The organism is Rhizobium sp. BE258 (assembly GCF_031457345.1).
In the GTDB taxonomy this organism is placed as follows: domain Bacteria; phylum Pseudomonadota; class Alphaproteobacteria; order Rhizobiales; family Rhizobiaceae; genus Rhizobium.
The window spans coordinates 769,284-786,053 of sequence record NZ_JAVDWL010000002.1 but is presented as its reverse complement, the minus strand read 5'-3'; the positions used below and the strand labels follow the sequence as shown (position 1 = coordinate 786,053).

At 63.2% G+C, this 16,770-nt stretch carries 15 protein-coding genes; 4 read left to right on the top strand and 11 right to left on the bottom strand.

Annotated features, from left to right (window positions below):
• Window positions 1–315 precede the first annotated feature (315 nt).
• On the bottom strand, window positions 316–522 hold the full coding sequence (locus tag J2X43_RS09120) for a hypothetical protein (protein WP_310293363.1): 207 nt from the start codon (window positions 520–522) through the stop codon (window positions 316–318).
• A gap of 58 nt (window positions 523–580) precedes the next feature.
• Here J2X43_RS09120 and J2X43_RS09115 point away from each other — a divergent pair, with 58 nt between their 5' ends.
• Complete coding sequence (locus J2X43_RS09115) at window positions 581–1,390, top strand: class II glutamine amidotransferase (protein WP_310293361.1); 810 nt, start codon at window positions 581–583, stop codon at window positions 1,388–1,390.
• On the opposite strand, the gene coaBC is transcribed toward J2X43_RS09115, so the two are convergent.
• The 3 genes from coaBC to J2X43_RS09100 all read right to left on the bottom strand — a co-directional run bounded on the left by coaBC (window position 1,377) and on the right by J2X43_RS09100 (window position 4,578).
• The gene (gene coaBC / locus J2X43_RS09110) at window positions 1,377–2,588 is read right to left on the bottom strand and encodes a bifunctional phosphopantothenoylcysteine decarboxylase/phosphopantothenate--cysteine ligase CoaBC (protein ID WP_310293360.1); all 1,212 of its coding nucleotides are present in this window, start codon (window positions 2,586–2,588) and stop codon (window positions 1,377–1,379) included. The genes J2X43_RS09115 and coaBC overlap by 14 nt on opposite strands.
• 72 nt (window positions 2,589–2,660) lie before the next feature.
• Window positions 2,661–3,584 carry a DMT family transporter gene (locus J2X43_RS09105; protein WP_310293358.1) on the bottom strand — a complete coding sequence of 308 codons (924 nt, stop codon included), beginning with the start codon at window positions 3,582–3,584 and terminating at the stop codon, window positions 2,661–2,663.
• A 94-nt stretch (window positions 3,585–3,678) separates the two neighbouring features.
• Complete coding sequence (locus J2X43_RS09100) at window positions 3,679–4,578, bottom strand: LysR family transcriptional regulator (protein ID WP_310293356.1); 900 nt, start codon at window positions 4,576–4,578, stop codon at window positions 3,679–3,681.
• Between the two features lie 121 nt (window positions 4,579–4,699).
• Here J2X43_RS09100 and J2X43_RS09095 point away from each other — a divergent pair, with 121 nt between their 5' ends.
• Window positions 4,700–5,563: an NAD(P)H-binding protein gene (locus tag J2X43_RS09095; protein ID WP_310293354.1), complete on the top strand. Its 864-nt coding sequence runs from the start codon at window positions 4,700–4,702 to the stop codon at window positions 5,561–5,563.
• A gap of 53 nt (window positions 5,564–5,616) precedes the next feature.
• Here J2X43_RS09095 and J2X43_RS09090 read toward each other — a convergent pair whose 3' ends face one another.
• Entirely contained in the window at window positions 5,617–6,381 is a 765-nt protein-coding gene (locus J2X43_RS09090; protein WP_310293353.1) for an SDR family oxidoreductase, read from the bottom strand.
• A gap of 115 nt (window positions 6,382–6,496) precedes the next feature.
• Here J2X43_RS09090 and J2X43_RS09085 point away from each other — a divergent pair, with 115 nt between their 5' ends.
• On the top strand, window positions 6,497–7,405 hold the full coding sequence (locus J2X43_RS09085) for a LysR family transcriptional regulator (protein WP_310293351.1): 909 nt from the start codon (window positions 6,497–6,499) through the stop codon (window positions 7,403–7,405).
• 10 nt (window positions 7,406–7,415) lie between these two features.
• Here J2X43_RS09085 and J2X43_RS09080 read toward each other — a convergent pair whose 3' ends face one another.
• Window positions 7,416–8,288 carry a LysR family transcriptional regulator gene (locus tag J2X43_RS09080; RefSeq protein WP_310293349.1) on the bottom strand — a complete coding sequence of 291 codons (873 nt, stop codon included), beginning with the start codon at window positions 8,286–8,288 and terminating at the stop codon, window positions 7,416–7,418.
• A 114-nt stretch (window positions 8,289–8,402) separates the two neighbouring features.
• Here J2X43_RS09080 and J2X43_RS09075 point away from each other — a divergent pair, with 114 nt between their 5' ends.
• The gene (locus tag J2X43_RS09075; RefSeq protein ID WP_310293348.1) at window positions 8,403–9,641 is read left to right on the top strand and encodes an MFS transporter; all 1,239 of its coding nucleotides are present in this window, start codon (window positions 8,403–8,405) and stop codon (window positions 9,639–9,641) included.
• A gap of 8 nt (window positions 9,642–9,649) precedes the next feature.
• Here J2X43_RS09075 and J2X43_RS09070 read toward each other — a convergent pair whose 3' ends face one another.
• Genes J2X43_RS09070 through J2X43_RS09050 form a run of 5 tightly spaced genes read right to left on the bottom strand, consistent with a single transcriptional unit; the run spans window position 9,650 to window position 16,716 of the window.
• Window positions 9,650–11,311, bottom strand: a complete 1,662-nt coding sequence (locus J2X43_RS09070; RefSeq protein WP_310293346.1) for a urocanate hydratase — start codon at window positions 11,309–11,311, stop codon at window positions 9,650–9,652.
• Between the two features lie 58 nt (window positions 11,312–11,369).
• Entirely contained in the window at window positions 11,370–12,467 is a 1,098-nt protein-coding gene (locus J2X43_RS09065; protein ID WP_310293344.1) for a DUF917 family protein, read from the bottom strand.
• Window positions 12,467–13,729, bottom strand: coding sequence for a Zn-dependent hydrolase (locus J2X43_RS09060; RefSeq protein WP_310293342.1), 1,263 nt, complete (start codon window positions 13,727–13,729; stop codon window positions 12,467–12,469). Before J2X43_RS09060 ends, J2X43_RS09065 begins: the two co-directional genes overlap by 1 nt.
• Window positions 13,726–15,108 (bottom strand): amidohydrolase family protein, encoded by a 1,383-nt coding sequence (locus J2X43_RS09055; protein ID WP_310293340.1) that lies wholly within the window; start codon window positions 15,106–15,108, stop codon window positions 13,726–13,728. Before J2X43_RS09055 ends, J2X43_RS09060 begins: the two co-directional genes overlap by 4 nt.
• A gap of 24 nt (window positions 15,109–15,132) precedes the next feature.
• Window positions 15,133–16,716, bottom strand: a complete 1,584-nt coding sequence (locus tag J2X43_RS09050) for an aromatic amino acid lyase (RefSeq protein ID WP_310293339.1) — start codon at window positions 16,714–16,716, stop codon at window positions 15,133–15,135.
• Window positions 16,717–16,770: the final 54 nt, after the last annotated feature.

Genomic DNA, 16,770 nt, shown 5'->3' with positions numbered 1-16,770 from the left:
TGGCTGATGAGGTCAAATGGATTCTGCCGGACGTGAAAAAGGGCCGCTTTCGCGACCCTTTCCATGAGTTTGGCCTTGAACTGGCCGGACCGTCAAAGCGATCCTAGGAAGGTAGGCTTTAGAGCGAGGGCTGCCCCGCTTTCGTCACCACTTCCATGCCTGCTACAAAGACCGAAATCTCATTAGACATTGGATCACCTTCCTTTCATTTCGTTGAACACACCTTGAAGGTAGGCCGATTCGCCGTCGATGCAAGAAAAAATCGGCAGTCCGGCGGAAGTGGTGAGATGGCGCGGGTTTTCCCCCCGCTACGTCTCAAAGGTGTTTTCCAAGAATAATCAGCGCGATGCTACCACGCCTATTGGTCTCGCCGTTCACGCTGAAATGCTGGCGGCTACGCAATGTGATCGCCGGCGTTGCCAACAATCCGTCACAAACGCTTGCTGGCGTTGCCAACAATCCATCACAAACGCTTGCCAGCTCTACAACCCTTAAGTTTTTATTCACCACGTCGCCCGACAATCGGGTCTCGTGTTTTCGGGCATTCCTGCTGCACAGACGGCGGGCTGGAGCAAAGAGCATGTGTCGTTGGGCAGCCTATCGCGGAGACCCCCTCTATCTGGAGGAGCTGGTGTCGTCGCCTGCCCATTCGCTGATCGAACAGTCGCATTGCGCCACCCGCGCCAAGACCGCCACCAACGGCGATGGTTTCGGTATCGCCTGGTATGGCGACCGTCCGGAGCCTGGTCGTTACCGCGATATTCTCCCGGCCTGGGCCGATTGCAATCTGAAGAGCCTGGCGCGGCAGATCCGGTCGCCGCTGTTCCTCGCCCATGTGCGCGCCGCGACCGGCGGCGGTACGCGCCGCGACAATTGCCACCCCTTCACCCATGAAAACTGGTCGTTCATGCACAATGGCCAGATTGGCGGCTTCGAGAGGCTGCGCCGGCCGATGGAAGCGATGCTCGATGACGAACTCTTCCACGCCAGAAGCGGCACGACGGATTCGGAGCTGATGTTTCTGCTCGCCATGCAGTTCGGCCTCCGTCAGGCGCCGGTCGCCGCCATGTCGGAGATGGTGAGCTTTGTCGAAGGACTGGCCGAAAACATTCTCGGTGACGCCCATCTCCGCTTCACCGCCGCCTTTTCCGATGGCGCATCGCTCTACGGCATCCGCTATGCGACGGACCGCAAGGCGCCGACCCTTTACGCATCGCCGATGCGCATGGGTCATTGCCTGGTGTCGGAGCCGTTGAATGATGACGTCGATGCCTGGATGGAAATCCCGGATGGCAGCGCCGTCACAGTCAACGAGGCGGGAATCACGATTACACCATTCCAGCCCGAGCGGCGGGTGGAAAGAGCAGCAAGCCTCGCTATCCCTGCCTGAGCCGTTCGGCGATCAGGACAGCAAGCTTTTCCGCCACATCTTCTTTCGCCATATCGGGCCATTGGTCGATGCCTGCGCGGCTGATGAGCTTCACACTGTTACGCGTCCCGCCCATGATGCCGGTCGCCGGAGAGACGTCATTGGCGACGATCATGTCGGCACCCTTGCGCTCCAGTTTGGTCTTGGCATTGCTCTCGACATCCTGCGTTTCGGCTGCAAAACCGACGACGATCTTCGGCCGCATCGTATGATGGCCGACGGTTTTCAGGATGTCCGGGTTCTCGGTCAGCGCCAGCGTCGGGATGGATTCGCCGGGCTGTTTCTTGATCTTCTGGTCGGCGGCCGAGGCCACCCGCCAGTCGGCAACGGCGGCTACCATCACAGCGATATCGGCAGGCAGCGCTGCCAGCACGGCGTCGCGCATCTCTTCGGCCCGCTCGACATGGATGGTTTTCACGCCAGAAGGGTCTGGGATCGTCACCGGTCCCGAAACCAGCGTCACATCGGCGCCGAGTTTGGCAAGTGCTGCCGCGATCGCATGCCCCTGGCGCCCGGATGAGCGGTTGGCGATGTAACGGACCGGGTCGATCGGCTCGTGGGTCGGGCCTGACGTGACCACAGCCTTGCGTCCGGCAAGCGGCTTCGGTCCGTCGTCCAGAAGCGCCTCGGCTGCGGCGACGATTTCCAGCGGCTCCGCCATTCGGCCAACACCGGCCTCGCGGCTCTCGGCCATCTCGCCGGCCATCGGCCCGATCATGCGGATGCCGTCGGCAGCAAGGGTCGCGACGTTGCGCCGGGTGGCCGGATGCGCCCACATCCTCGGGTTCATCGCAGGCGCGGCAAGCACCGGCCTGTCGGTCGCGAGCAGCACGGTCGAGGCAAGATCGTCTGCCAGCCCATTCGCCATCTTCGCCAGCAGATCGGCAGTCGCCGGCGCGATCAGTACCAGATCGCAATCGCGCGCCAGGCGGATATGTCCGACGTCCTGTTCGTCCTGCCGGGAAAAGAGATCGGTGAAGACATGATCGGCAGCAAGCGCGCCGACGGCAAGCGGCGTCACGAATTCCTGCGCGCCTGATGTCATGACCGGGCGCACCGATGCGCCGCGTTCACGCAGCCTGCGGATCAGGTCGAGGCTCTTATAGGCCGCGATGCCACCCGAGATGATAAGCAGGATGCGTTTGCCGCTGAGAGCCATGGCCTTTTACCCGTCGTCCTATTCGTCGAACGACCCTAAGCCTTTGGCGAATAACATGCAATGCGCGGCTGGTCAGTGGGCCCGCCGCTTGCGGGAGGGCGTGAAGATGGCAATCGCCAAGCCGACGCCGGCAAGCTGCAGGATCGAGCCGCCCGCTTCGGCAATCGTCGGCAGCCGCTGCTCGAACAGGAAGCCGAAGATCAGTCCGAATACGGTTTCCGCCACGATCAGCTGCGCGGCAAGCGCCAGCGGCAGCCGCTTGGAGGCGATCATCCAGAGCAAGGTCGCAAGCCAGGCGCCGGCCAGCCCCATGATCAGCGACCAGAGGATGAAGCGCAGAAGTTCCGCTCCGGTGAAGACGATATCAGTCCCGATGGAGGTAAAGGGAATCAGCACGAGGCAGCCGATCCCGGCGCCGATGCCCTGCAAGCCCGTCCATTGCAGGATATCTGGCGCATCGGGCGATTGCATCGCCGCCGTGCTCGCCAGCCCGTAGATCACCCAGAGCGTCAGGCCAATCAGCGCCGATCCGATGCCGAGCCAGATCGCGCTCTGGTCGCCCGAAGGTGTTGCCGCGAAGATCGAGACATTGACCCAGCCGATGCCGGTCGCGATCAGGATCAGCGGCAGCGCCAGCAGCTTCCAGGCAACCGAGCGGTCGCGCAGGTTGGCGATGATGGCGAGCAATACCGGCATAGTGCCGATAACGAGCGGCGGAATGGCCGCGCCCGCAAGCCGCACCGCATAGGCGACGCTGACGAAATAGCCGACATAGCCGATGCCGCCGAGCAATAGGGCGGTGATCGCCATGCGCGGCCTGATATTTTTCGGCCGAAACCGCGGGCTGACCATCAGCACGATGCTGGCCAGCGCAAACAGTCCGTAGCGCGTGACCGTCAAATCCATGGTCGTGAACGGCGCGATGGCGCGGGGCACGACGAAGGTCAGTCCCCACAACGCACAGGTGGCGAGGCCGCAAAGTATACCGAGAAGCATGAGGCACCGGAGGCGCAAGGGCCGGAAGATGAAGTGGATTTCAGCATCGTTGATAGGCCTGGCCGCACCTGGAAACAAGTCTCACCAGCGACATCTAGCGGGCGATTTCGGCGCAGAAATCGATGAAGGCACGGACCTTGGCCGGCACGTGATGCCGCGAGGGGTAGAAGCAGTGCAGCGGAAAGGTTTCGCCCGGCCAATCCGGGTAGAGATCGACCAGTTGCCCGCTGTCGAGATAGGGCTTCATGCCGAGCGAAAATACCTGGGCAATGCCGATGCCGGCGAGACATGTGGCAAGCGTCGTCCCGGCATCGTTGACGAGGATCCGCCCGCGCGTGGCGATCGGCACCACTTCCGCGCCGCGCCGCAATTCCCACTCGAAGGGCTTTCCGGTAAGCGGATCCTGATACTGGATGCAGGTGTGATCGCCGAGATCGGCCGGAAGTCTGGGGCGTCCATAGCGTTCGAGATAGGTGGGGGCCGCGACCGTGATGACCCGTGTGCGAAACAGCTGCCGGGAAATCAGCGCGCTTCTGGCCGGGATCTCTCCGAAGCGCACCGCCACATCCATGCCATCGGCCACCAGGTCGCCGATCTCGTTACGGGTGATGATTTCGAGCTGGAGATCAGGATAGCGATCAAGAAAGGTGCCAAGCTCCGGCGCCAGGATCAGCCTGGAGAAATAGGGATCGGCGTTGACGCGAAGGCGCCCGCGCACCGCCTGTGCGGTGCCGGCGGCATAACTGGCCGCTTCTTCGATGCCGCCGAGCAGGGGTACGACCTGTTCGTAGAAACGCGCGCCGTCATCAGTCAATCTGAGCGACCGCGTCGTCCTGTCGAGGAGCCGGACGCCGATCCGCCCCTCCAGCCGCGATACGGCACGGCTAACGCCCGATGCGGTTAAACCAAGTGCCTCGGCGGCACGCGCAAAACTGCCGCTTTCGACCACCGCCGCCAGAACGCTGACACCAGTCAACAGTCGTCCGTCCAACATCATCTGATCCGTGATTTTCTGTCATGAATAGTATGACAAAAGCGCAATTCAGTCAAAAATAAATTGCGTGCATCTTCCGCGCATCGCGGCAGCCTGTTGCTGCCGGAAAAGGAGCGTGACGATGTTTGCAGTAACTGGAGTGACGGGTCAGGTCGGCGCGGTGGTGGCCGAGCGATTGCTGGCTGAAGGCCATGCCGTGCGCGCCGTGATGCGCAACGCGGAAAAGGGCAAGGCGTGGCGGGATCACGGTGCCGAAATCGCGATCGCCGAGATGACGGATGCGGATGCGCTCGCCAAGGCTTTCGAGGGTGCCGAAGGCGTCTTCGTGCTGCTGCCACCTGCCTTCGATCCGGCACCGGGCTTTCCGCAGGCGCGCGCCATCATCGAGGCGGTGAAGGCGGCGGTGATTGCGGCAAGCCCGAAGAAGATCGTTTGCCTCTCCACCATCGGCGCTCAGGCGCAGCAGGAAAACCTTCTGACCCAGCTCGGTATTGCCGAGCAGGTCTTTTCCGCGCTGCCGGTGCGGGTCGCGTTCCTGCGGGCCGCCTGGTTCATGGAGAATTCCGCCTGGGATATCGCTTCAGCGCGGGAAGGCGGCGTCTTGCCGAGCTTCCTTCAACCGCTCGACAAGCCGGTGCCAATGGTCGCGGTTCGCGATGTCGGCGCGGCCGGCGCCGGATTGCTGCAGGAAATCTGGACGGGGAGCCGCATCGTCGAGCTGGAAGGTCCCTGCCGCATCACGCCGTTACAGATGGCGGAAGCTCTTTCGCTAGCACTCGGCCGGCAGGTCCATGCTGAGGCGGTTGCAAGGGAAAGCTGGAAGGAACTGTTCCTTTCGCAGGGCATGCAGAACCCCGGCCCGCGTATGCGCATGCTCGATGGTTTCAACGAAGGCTGGATCGAGTTCGAAGCCGGCGCGAGCGGTTCGCGAAAGGCAAAGACGGATTTCGAAACGGCGATCCGCACGCTGATCGAAACCCGCTGACGCGAAAGGCCGCGGCGCTCTCGTACCGCGGCCTTGCTTCGATGTTGAAAGGCTTACGTGCGGGTGATCGATGCGCCGCCATCGACCAGCGATGCCGTGCCGCTGACGAAGCTCGAGTCGTCGGAGGCGAGGTAGAGCACCGATTGGGCAATCTCTTCCGGCTTGGCGACGCGCTTCAGCGCATGCAGGTTGGTGATGAAGCCCTGCTTGTCTTCGGTGTCGTTCATCTCGCGATACATGTCAGTGTCGACGCCACCGGGCAGCACGGCATTGACGCGCACATTCTGCGCCCCGAATTCGGCGGCAAGCGTCTGTGTCAGGCCGATCAGGCCAGATTTGCTGGCTGCATAGCCGGCAACGCCGGGGAAGGAGAAGCTGTAGCCGACGAATGTCGAGGTGAAGATCACCGAGCCGCCGCCAGTCTTGACCATGGCGCCGATCTGGTGCTTGGCGGCAAGGAAGGAGGCGACGAGGTTGATCGTCAGCGCTTCGGTAAAGCCTGCTTCGGAAACCTCGGTGCTCGGGCCGGCTTCGCCGAGGATGCCGGCATTGTTGAAGGCGATGTCGAGCTTGCCGTAATTGCCGACGGCAGCGTCAACGAGTGCCTTGTGGTAATCCTCCGAGCGTACGTCGCCCGCAACCGCGATGGCAGTGCCACCGGCCTCCTTGATTTCGGCAACGAGGCTATCGAGCTCCGCCTGACGGCGGGCGCCGACCACGACCTTGGCGCCTTCGGCGGCAAACAGTTTGGCCGTCGAACGGCCGATACCCGAGCTTGCGCCGGTTACGATTGCAACTTTGTTGTTCAGGCGGTTCATAATTCCATCTCCTATTTGCGGGGCGTTGTGCCCCTTCGATGATTGGAAGATGGCATTTTCTATTTGTTCGGATTAGTCTGCAAATGGTGGAACTCGATTTCGGAAATACCGAACAATGATCAAGATTGAGGGAATTGCGGCTTTCGTCGCCGTGGTCGAGGCAGGTTCGGTGAGCGAAGCGGCACGTAGGCTCCGCCTGTCGAAATCCGTCGTCAGCGAACGCCTTGCGGAACTTGAGAAAACGCTGGGCGGCCTGCTTCTCCATCGCACCACCCGCAAGCTGACGCTGACGGAGGATGGGACTGCCTTTCTGGAGCGCGCGCTGCGCATCGTCCACGAGGTCGAGGAGGCGTCGGCCAGCGTGGCGGAGCGCCGCGGCACGCTCGCCGGTCCGCTGCGGATTGCCGCCCCCGTCACTTTCGGGCGCATGCATCTTGGGCCTGCCCTCTATCCGTTTCTCGCCGAACATCCGGAGATCGCCCTGACGCTCGATATTGACGATCGCCGCGTCGATGCGGCATCGGAGGGCTACGACGCCATCATTCGCAACGGCCCCATCGCTGACTCGCGTCTTGTCGCCTGGAGGCTCGCTCCGAGCCGCCGCATGCTTGTCGCCTCGCCGGACTATCTTGCCAAGGTGGGCATCCCGCGCACTCTGGCCAGTCTTCAGGAGCACAGGGGACTTTTCTACACCAATCGCGGTGTTGCCGACTGGCGCTTCCAGACCGCAGAGGGTGTCGCCGTAGTGCGCGCCCAACTGGCGATGGGCATGAACAATGGCGACATGCTGCGCGATGCGGCGATCGCGGGTCTCGGGATTGCGCTTCTGCCGGCCTTCATTGCCGGACCTGCCATTCGCGAAGGCGCGCTTGCGGAGATCGACGTCGGCAGCAAGCCGGAACCGGAATTCATCTACATGGCCCATCCCGAAGGCCGCAATCCCTCGGCCAAGCTGCGCGCCATTGCCGATCATCTGAAGAAGGTCTTCGGCGATCCGCCCTATTGGGATCGGCCTGCATCCTGAAGCTGGAGATCTACAGCAGGCTCATCAGGTTTTCCGTGACCGGCGAGCGCTGGGTCTTGAGAACCGCGAGCGCCAGCCGGGCAACGGCGGGCGGTCCCTCGATCGGCCGGTAGGCGACGCCGTCGAGCCTGATCTGCGCTATCGATTCCGGAACAATGGACACGCCGAGTTCCGCGGCGACCAGATTGACGACCGAGGAGATCTGCGGCGCTTCCTGTGCCACTTCAAGTTCGAATCCGGCCTTCCGGCAGGCGAGCACAACGTCATCGAACAGGCTGAGTCCCACAAGCCGCGGAAAGAGGATGAACGGCTCGTTGGCGAGCAGCGAGAGCGGCAGTGCGGCGCGCTTTGCCAGCGGATGGCGTGCCGGAAGTGCGATGACCATCGGTTCGTCGGCAAGCCGCTTCAGCCGGACACCGGGCGGATCATCCAGGCTCGGGCGCATGAAGGTCGCGTCGAGCTCGCCACGCTGCAGCTTCTCCATCAGCGCCAGCGTGTTCATCTCGGTCAATGACAGCCGTACCTCCGGCCATTGTGCCCGGAATCGCCGGATCGTTGCGCTGACAACGGTGTTGAATGCCGAGGACGCGGTGAAGCCGAGCGCCAGCCGCCCAGTCTCGCCGCGGTTCGCCCGTTGCGCTGCAAGCTTGGCTTTCTCGGCGGCGGCGAGCGATGCTTTCGCCTCACCGAGAAAGGCTTCACCGGCCGCCGTCAGTTCCGCCCCGTGCGGCACTCGATGAAAAAGCGCAGCGCCCACTTCCGCCTCCAGATCGCGGATCTGCTGGCTGAGCGGAGGCTGGCCGATGCCGAGCTTGGCTGCGGCGCGGGTGAAATTGCGCTCCTCGGCAACGGCCAAGAAATAACGGATATGCCGGAGCTCCATCTGCGCTATCTCCGAAAGCTATCGAGAATGGTTGTTCCATATATTGGACAAATTGCGCCCCGCTGGCTAGATCAAAGGCGAAAGGCGCCTGATATGCCAAAGACAGCAGCAAGAATGAGCGACATTTCTCCGGTCGAGGCGCAGGCGATGGCGCCTGCAAGGGATTATCTGACCCGCGGCACCGCGTCCTACCGGCGGGCGAGCCTTGCCTTGTTCCTGTCAGGCTTCTCGACCTTCTCGCTGCTTTATTGCGTCCAGCCGCTGCTTCCGGTCTTCGCCTCCGAGTTCGCCGTCAGCCCGGCTGAGAGCTCTCTGGCGCTGTCGCTCTCAACGGGATTTCTGGCAATCGCCATCGTCTGCGCCGCCGCCGTTTCCGAAGGTCTCGGCCGCCGCAGCCTGATGTCGATTTCGCTCATCGGTGCCTCGCTCTTGACGATCGCCGCCGCTTTCTCACCGGATTGGCACTTGCTGCTGGTGCTGCGCGGCATGCAAGGTTTCGTTCTCGGCGGCGTGCCCGCTGTGGCAATGGCCTATCTTGCCGAAGAGATCGATCCGAAAGGGCTCGGCGCCACTATGGGCCTCTATGTCGGCGGAACCGCCTTCGGCGGCATGTCCGGCCGGGTATTGACCGGGATCTTTGCCGAATATCTGAGCTGGCGCCCGGCGATGGCGCTGATGGGGACCATAGGCCTTGCTGCCGCTATCGGCTTCATCCTACTGCTTCCGGCGTCGCGCAATTTTGTCCGCCGCTCGGGCTTCGACCCGCGCTTTCATCTCCGGGCATGGATCGGCCACCTCCGCAATCCGGCACTTCCCGTCGTCTTCGCCATCGCCTTCCTGGCGATGGGCTCCTTCGTGACGATCTACAATTACGCAGGCTTCCGGCTCGTCGCGCCGCCCTATGAACTCACGCAAACCGAACTCGGCCTGATCTTCACCGTCTACATGTTCGGCATCGGCGCCTCATCGATCGGCGGCATTCTCGGCGATCGTTTCGGCCATTTCGCCGTGTTGCTCACCGGCCTTGCCGTCACCGCAGCCGGAAGCGCGATGACACTTTCGGCGTCCCTGCCTGTCATCATCCTCGGCATCATCGTGCTGACCAGCGGGTTCTTCATGAGCCACTCGATCGCCAGCGGCCTGGTCGGCAAGCTTGCCAAAGACACCAAGGGCCACGCGTCGTCGCTCTATATGCTGGCCTATTACGTCGGCTCCAGCGTCATGGGCTCGGCCGGAGGCTGGTTCTTCTCGGCCGAAGGATGGTCCGCGGTCGTCTTCTTCACACTTGCCATGCTCGCCTGCGCCTTTGCCGCTGCCTATGCGGCAAGGCGGTTTTCAAGCGTCCGGGGTTAGGCGAAATCTCAACCAAGCCGGATATACGGCACGTCCTTCTTGGCAACCTCGTCAAGCGCATCCTCATAGCCCGCATCCGCATAGCGCATGACGCCCAGCGCCGTGTCGTTGGTCAGCGCGTGGTCGAGGCGCTCGTCGGCGTCATCGGTGCCGTCGGCAACGACGGTGACGCCACAGCTCGTCATGTAGCCGGCATAGCCGCCACCGCCGGAATGGACGACGACGAGGTCGGCCATCGAGGAGCAGAGCATCATGGCGTCGATCAGAGGCCAGTCGGCTATGGCGTCGGAGCCATCCTTCATCCGCTCGGTCATGATGTTTGGATGCGCCATGGCGCCCGCATCCAGGTGGTCGCGGGAGAAGGCGACGGGCCCCTTCAATTCGCCACTGGCGACCAGCTGGTTGACCCTCCGCGCCAGCGCCGTGCGCTCACCGTGGCCGAGCCAGGCGATGCGGGCGGGAAGGCCTTCGAAGGGCACATGTTCACGGGCCAGCCGGATCCAGTTGGTGATGATCTTGTTGTCGGGAAACATCTCGAGCAGCAGATCGTCGATGCGGGCGATGTCACTCTCTTCACCCGACAGCGCCATCCAGCGGAAGGGGCCGATGGCGCGGGCAAAGAGCGGGCGCAGATAGGCCTCGGTGAAGATCGGAATGTCGAAGGCGTTCTGAACGCCGCCTTCCTTGGCCTGGGTGCGGATAAGGTTGCCGTTGTCGAAGACCTCGGAACCCTTCTTCTGGAATTCCAGCATAGCCGTGACGTGCTGGACGATCGAGGCGCGGCTGGCCGCCATCAGTTGCCCCTGACCGTCGTCGCGCAATTCCTTCACCTGCGCGATGCTCATGCCCTTCGGAACGTAGCCGTAGACGAGGTCATGCGCCGAGGTCTGGTCGGTGACCACATCGGGCACGATGCCGCGCCGGGCAATCTTCGGGTAGACTTCTGCCGCGTTGCCGACGAGGCCGACCGAAAGCGCGCGCTTTTCCTTGACGGCGTCATCGATCATCTTCAAAGCCGTATCGAGGTCAGGCGCGATTTCCTGCAGATAGCCGATCTCCTGGCGCTTCTTCGCCCTGTCGGCATCGATATCGACGCAGAGGATCGCGGCACCCGCCATGCGCCCGGCGAGGGGCTGTGCGCCACCCATTCCGCCGAGGCCCGCCGTCAGCACGAAGCGTCCGGAGAGATCGCCGCCGAAACGGCGCTCGGCGATGCGCATGAAGATCTCGTAGGTGCCCTGGATGACGCCCTGACTGCCGATATATTGCCAGGCGCCGGCCGTCAGCCCGCCCCAGCAGATCAGCCCCTTGCGCTGAAGCTCGTAGAAAACCTCGGCCTTCGCCCATTGCCCGACGATGTTGCAGTTCGCCATGATCACCAGCGGCGCCTTGGCGTGTGTCTTCACCAGACCGATCGGCTTGCCGGATTGGATCAGCAGTGTCTGGTCCTCGTCCATCTCGGTCAGTGCCTTGACGATACCCTTGTGGGCCGCCCAGTTGCGCGCCGCCTTGCCGAGGGCCGCGTAGACGATCAGATTTTCCGGGTCTTCGCCGACCGACAGCACGTTTTCGAGAAGCCGCAGCAAAGCCTCCTGCCGCCAGCCCTTGGCGCGCAGCTCCGGCCCGCCGGGGATCGGAAATTTCGGGTGGCGTGGATTCTGCTTCGGCATCGCGATATTCCTCTTTGATTGCGGCTTCCCTTGCCCCGCCGGGGAAAGGGATTTTAGCTCAGGCCTTCGATGACAGCGCGTAGCGCGCGATCTCGATACCCATTGCCTTTTCGACGGAGGGATAGACCGTCGGATCGAGAACGCTGGCCGAAAGCGGAATGATCTCCATCGGCACATGCAGGATGAAGATATGCATGCCTGCCTGCAGCTGGCCGACAGACAGCGGCTCGCCGTCAGGAGAGAGCGTGGTGATGACGGACGGGAAGGTCGCGACGCGCGTACCGCCGGCATCGTCGACCGCCATATATTCGTTCATCACATGCATCGTCACCGCGTTGTCGCCGGAGCCGACGACGATGGTGCCGATATCGAAGGCTTCCTTGGTATAGACCACGTCCTTCTTGGTGATGATGCCTTCGGTGAGAATGCTGCCGCCTGTCGTTTTGCAGATCGCGTCGATCACCGCCGATCCGCCCTTCTTCTCGGCAGCGATGATCGCTTCGCCAAGCGCCAGCGCCATCGAGATGCCGCCGAGTGCGGCATTCTTGCGCACATAGGAGGCCCGCAGCGGGTTGCGGCAGGAGGCGATGAAGCCGCCCGACTGATCCGAGGCGGCGCGCAGGATCGGCGAGATCTTCGCCGTCGCACCCTTGACCACCAGTTCGATATAGCGGTTCTCGGCGCGATTGCCGCCGACCGCCGTCTGAATCATCTGCTCCGGCGAACCGGCCATGCCGATCGAGCCCATGTCGCCGGTCGGATGTGCGCGGATATCGCCGACGGCGTCGACAACCTTGGTGCCGAGAATGGCAGAGGGAAGCCAGCCGTTCAGCGTCGAAGACTTGCCGTTCTGGCCGATGATCAGGCCCGACAGCTTCTCGCCAAGCTCTTCCTGCAGCAGTTGCACGGCCTTGACGTAGTCGATGCCTTGCATTTCCCAAGGCGTGGTCGAGGCGGGCGCGCCGATGGCCGCAGCCGTCGCGATCCAGTCGTCATCTTTGAGTTCGTCGATGGAAACCAGCTCCGGCTTGCCGACATTGACCGCTGCATAGCCGAGCATCCGGCCATGGTCGGCCCAGCCGCCGCCGCCTGCCGCATAGACGGAGCCACCCTTGACCGCAGCCTCGACGTCCTTCTCAACGAGTATGCGTCCCATCAGGCCTTCTCCTCATTCAAGCTCTTGTCCATGTCGCGGACCGCCTCAAACAGCACGGCGGCGCCGAGCGCGATGTCGTCATTTTCCGCCCACTCGTCGGCGCAATGGCTGCGGCCTTCCTTGCAGGGCACGAAAATCATCGCGGCGGGCGCGACCTTGGCGACCCAGGCCGTATCGTGACCGGCACCCGATGCCATCCGCCGATGCTTGGCGCCGACGGTGTCGCAGGCCTGCTCCAGAATTTTCAGCAGGCGCGGATCGCCGGGCGTCGGATAATTGTCGGAAACGCGGTTCGGCGATTTGATGGTCACGCCTTGCGCGATCGCCAGCTTGATCACATGGGCATCCAGCCACTCGCAGAAGGCTTCCATGTCACCGCGGATCTCGGCGCGTCCGTCGATCAGCAACACGACTTTCGACGGCACCACATTGGCGGCATTCGGTTCGATCCGGAATTCGCCGACCGTTGCCGCAAAATGCCCCGGCGTCTTCGCCCGCTGGGCCGCGGCTTCGCGAATGTCGAGGACCAGCTGCGAGGCGGCGACCAGCGCATCGGCACGGCCATCCATCGGCGTCGTCCCGGCATGATCGGCGCGGCCCTCGACCGTGATTTCGATGCGGGTGATCCCGGCGATCGCCGTGACGATGCCGACATCCTTCTTCTCGTTCTCGAGGATCGGGCCCTGCTCGATATGCAGCTCAAGGAAACCCTTCAGGTCTGGCCTGCTCTGCGAGAGCAGCGTCGCGGGGTCACCGCCGACCTCGGTGATGCCGTCGGCAAGCGTGCGGTCGCCATTGGTGCGCGAGAGCCATGCTTCCGGGATCTGCCCGGTCATCCCGCGGCTGCCGATGCAGGAAACGCCGAAGATGCTGACTTCTTCGGCCAGAAAGTCGATGATCTCCAGGTCGTGATCCAGCTGAATCTTCTGATCCGCCAGCGATCGCGCCACTTCCAGCGCGGTGATCGTCCCGGCAATGCCGTCGAAGCGCCCGCCGTCAGGCACGGTATCGGAATGCGAGCCGACCATGATCGTCCCGAGGCCCGGCTTGGTGCCAGCACGGTGGCCGATCAGGTTGCCGGCGGCGTCCATCCGCGTCTCAAGCCCGGCGGCCTTCATCCGCGCCTCGATATAGGCACGGCCCTCAAGGAAAAGCGGCGAGAAGGCGCGGCGCGTCCAGGGGTGATCCGGTTCAGTGATCTTTGCCAGCGCATCGATGTCTTCGGCGATGCGTCCCGCGTTGACGGGCAGGTTGCGGCTCATGCGGGTTCTCCAGAAAGGACGTGGCGGGGCAGCGGGCGGACGAACTTGCCGTTGCCCGGCTCGGAAAGCACCTTGGCGCCATCGGTTATCTTTTCGCCGCGCAGATAGGCGGCCGAAACGGTCCAGGGCAGGCGGATGCCGTGATAGGGGCTCCAGCCGACGATATTGTTGCCGCTCGCGGCCGCGTCGTAAACGGTCTCGCGTGGCTCGAGCACGACGATATCGGCGTCCTTGCCCGGCGTCAGCGCACCCTTGATGTGGCCGAGGCGGAAATGCTTCGCAGGGTTCTCGGCCATCAGCTTGGTCGCCCAGGTGAGCGATATGCCGCGCTCCAGCGCGCCCTTCACGAACAACGGCAACATGACTTCAAGGCCCGGTACGCCGGAGGAGTTCGCCAGCATATCCGGATTGGTCTTGCGGTTTTCCGACCAGCTGACGTGGTCGGTCGAAACCAGCCAGACATTGCCCTCAGCGACCTTGCGCCACAGCGTCTCGACTTCGGCGCGCGGGCGGATCGGCGGATTGATCTTCGCCTTGCCGCCGAGGCGCTTCACATCGTTTTCCTCGTCCAGCGTAAGATAGTGGATGCAGCACTCGACCGTTGCCGCGAAGCCGTCGCGGCGGTAGGCGCGGGCAATGTCGTAACCCCGGCCGAGCGAGCAATGCACGACATGCGACGGGCAGCCGGTATTGGCGCCGGTCTCGAAGATCGTATGCATCGCCAGCAGCTCGGTGATCGGCGGACGGGAGAGGCCATGGGCACGCCAGTCGGTGATGCCGCTCGCCTTGACCTTTTCCATATAGGTGCGGACGGCCTCGTCATCCTCGTTATGGACGCCGGCCGTCAGGCCGGTCGGGGCGATGGCCGCAAAGCATTCGTCGAGCAGGGCAGGGGGAATGCGCGGGAAGCGCTTGGCATCCGTGCCGAAGGTCGAGAATTTGAAAGCGGCAACACCGGCATCTACCATCTCGCGGATGCGCTTCGCGCCTTCCTCGGGATCCACGGTACCATAGAGCGCGAAATCCACGCGTGCCTGCGGGCTGGCATGGTCGACTTTCTTCTTCACCGCTTCAGCCGAGCAGACCAGATTGCCCTCGTCATAGGGCATGTCGACGATCGTGGTGACGCCGCCTGCGGCAGCCGAGCGGGTCGACCAGATGAAGTCTTCCTGATCCTTTTGAGACAGCGAATGCGTCTGCGCATCGATCGCGCCGGGCAGGATCAGAGCCTTGCCGAGCAGATGCCTTTCCCGGGCGGCAGGCGGGATGCCTTGGCCGACTTCGGCTATCTTGCCGTCGCGGACGGCGACATAGCCCTGCTCCAGAATGCGTTCCGGCAGAACGACCGTACCCTGTAGAACGAGATCGAAATCAGCCATGCCGCTTTCCTCTATGCTTGAATTTCAGAGAACCATCGGCTCGGTGGCGAGCCGTTCTTCGATGCGCTCCAGCGAGCCGAGCGCGAAGAAATCGTCGAAGGAGGCGATCGGCATTTCGGCTATCAGCTTCGAAACAAAGGCGTCAGAGCCCAGGTCCTCTTCGATCGCTTCGACCTCGGCCGAAAGCGGCCGGTCCACCGTATAGAATTCGGCATGGCTGCGAACGACGTCATAGATCATCCCCGCCACACCCTTCGGCTTGTCGCCAAGGATGTCGGCCGCCTGCGCCGACAACAGGGCCTCCAACGCCGCGAGGCGCCGGAGCGCGCGCGTCTGGCGCTCGAAACGCTCGATGACCAGCGGCAGGAAAGCGGCTTCGTCTTCCAGACCGGCGGCCACAACGAGAGACTGCGCCGAGACGGGATTGGACATCGACAGCACGCGGGAGAAGATTTCACCGGCGAGCTTGATGATCGGCCCGAAGCCCGTGGCGATCTTGCCGGGAGGAACGAGATTGACAGGAAGATCGCGGCGCTGTCCGTTGCCGAGGATGACGCAACGGTTGAAAGCGTTGCGCGCCGCGTGCGCCATGCAGAGCGCTGCGGATTCGAGCAGGATCGTCACGTCGAGCGGTAGCGAACCGCCCGATGTCATCACCCGGCCCTCGACGACGACAGGATTGTCGTCGGAGCGGCCCGTTGCAGCCAGAATTTTATGCCCTGTCGACAGAAGGTTCTCGATCACCGCACCGAACACCTGGGCGATCATGCGCAGGCTGAGCGGGTCCTGAACATGCGTTGCGACCGGCCAGTCCCAAGGGTCCGACGCGTTGCAAAGCCATGATCCGATTAGCGCCTCGCGGGCCGTGCCCACATGGCGGACGGCCTTCCAGGGATCGCGTGAGGCGCCAAGCGCGCCGGCTGCCATCATGCCCGTCGCAAGAAGGACGCGGATCGAAGCGGCGGCATTGCGGGTCGCTTCGCCGGCAGCGGCAAAGCTCACGGCATTGACGCTGAGCGAAGCCAGGCTGTCACGCGGCGCCATCCTGACAGGCTCCAGCCCAGCCGCCTGGAAGGCTTCGGCCGCCTGCATGCGCTTGCCGCGATAGACGGCCTCGCCAACGCCCGTGAGCACTGCGCCGATTTGGCCCATCAGGCCGATATCGGCGCAGCCGATCGAGCCTGTCCGGCGCACCAGTGGAATAAGATCGGCGTCGAGAAGCCGCATATAAGCTTCGATCAGTTCCGCCGTGCAACCGACCTGGCCTGTCAGCGCCGTATTGATGCGGATCGCCATCGCATTGCGCACGACGGCGCAGGAAAAGGGAGTGCCTGTGCCGAAATGGTGGGCGCGCACCAGCCCGAGATTGAAGGCTTCGAGCTCGTCATTCGACCACTCGACATCCTTCATCGCGCCGACGCCGGTCGTCGAGCCATAGACCGGCACGCCGGAATTGATGGCCTCTTCGACGATCAAGCGGGCGTGCTGAATCCGCGCCATGCCCGCTGCCGAAGCAGAAAGCGCCACTTTGCCCGATCCGATCCTCACCATCTCCGCAAAGCCGAGAGGTTGGCCGGACAATTCTATGCCGGGGCGTTCATGCTTCATCTGCTGGTCTCCTTGAAGGCGAGACTAAGCGAGTGCGTCACACCATGGGATATC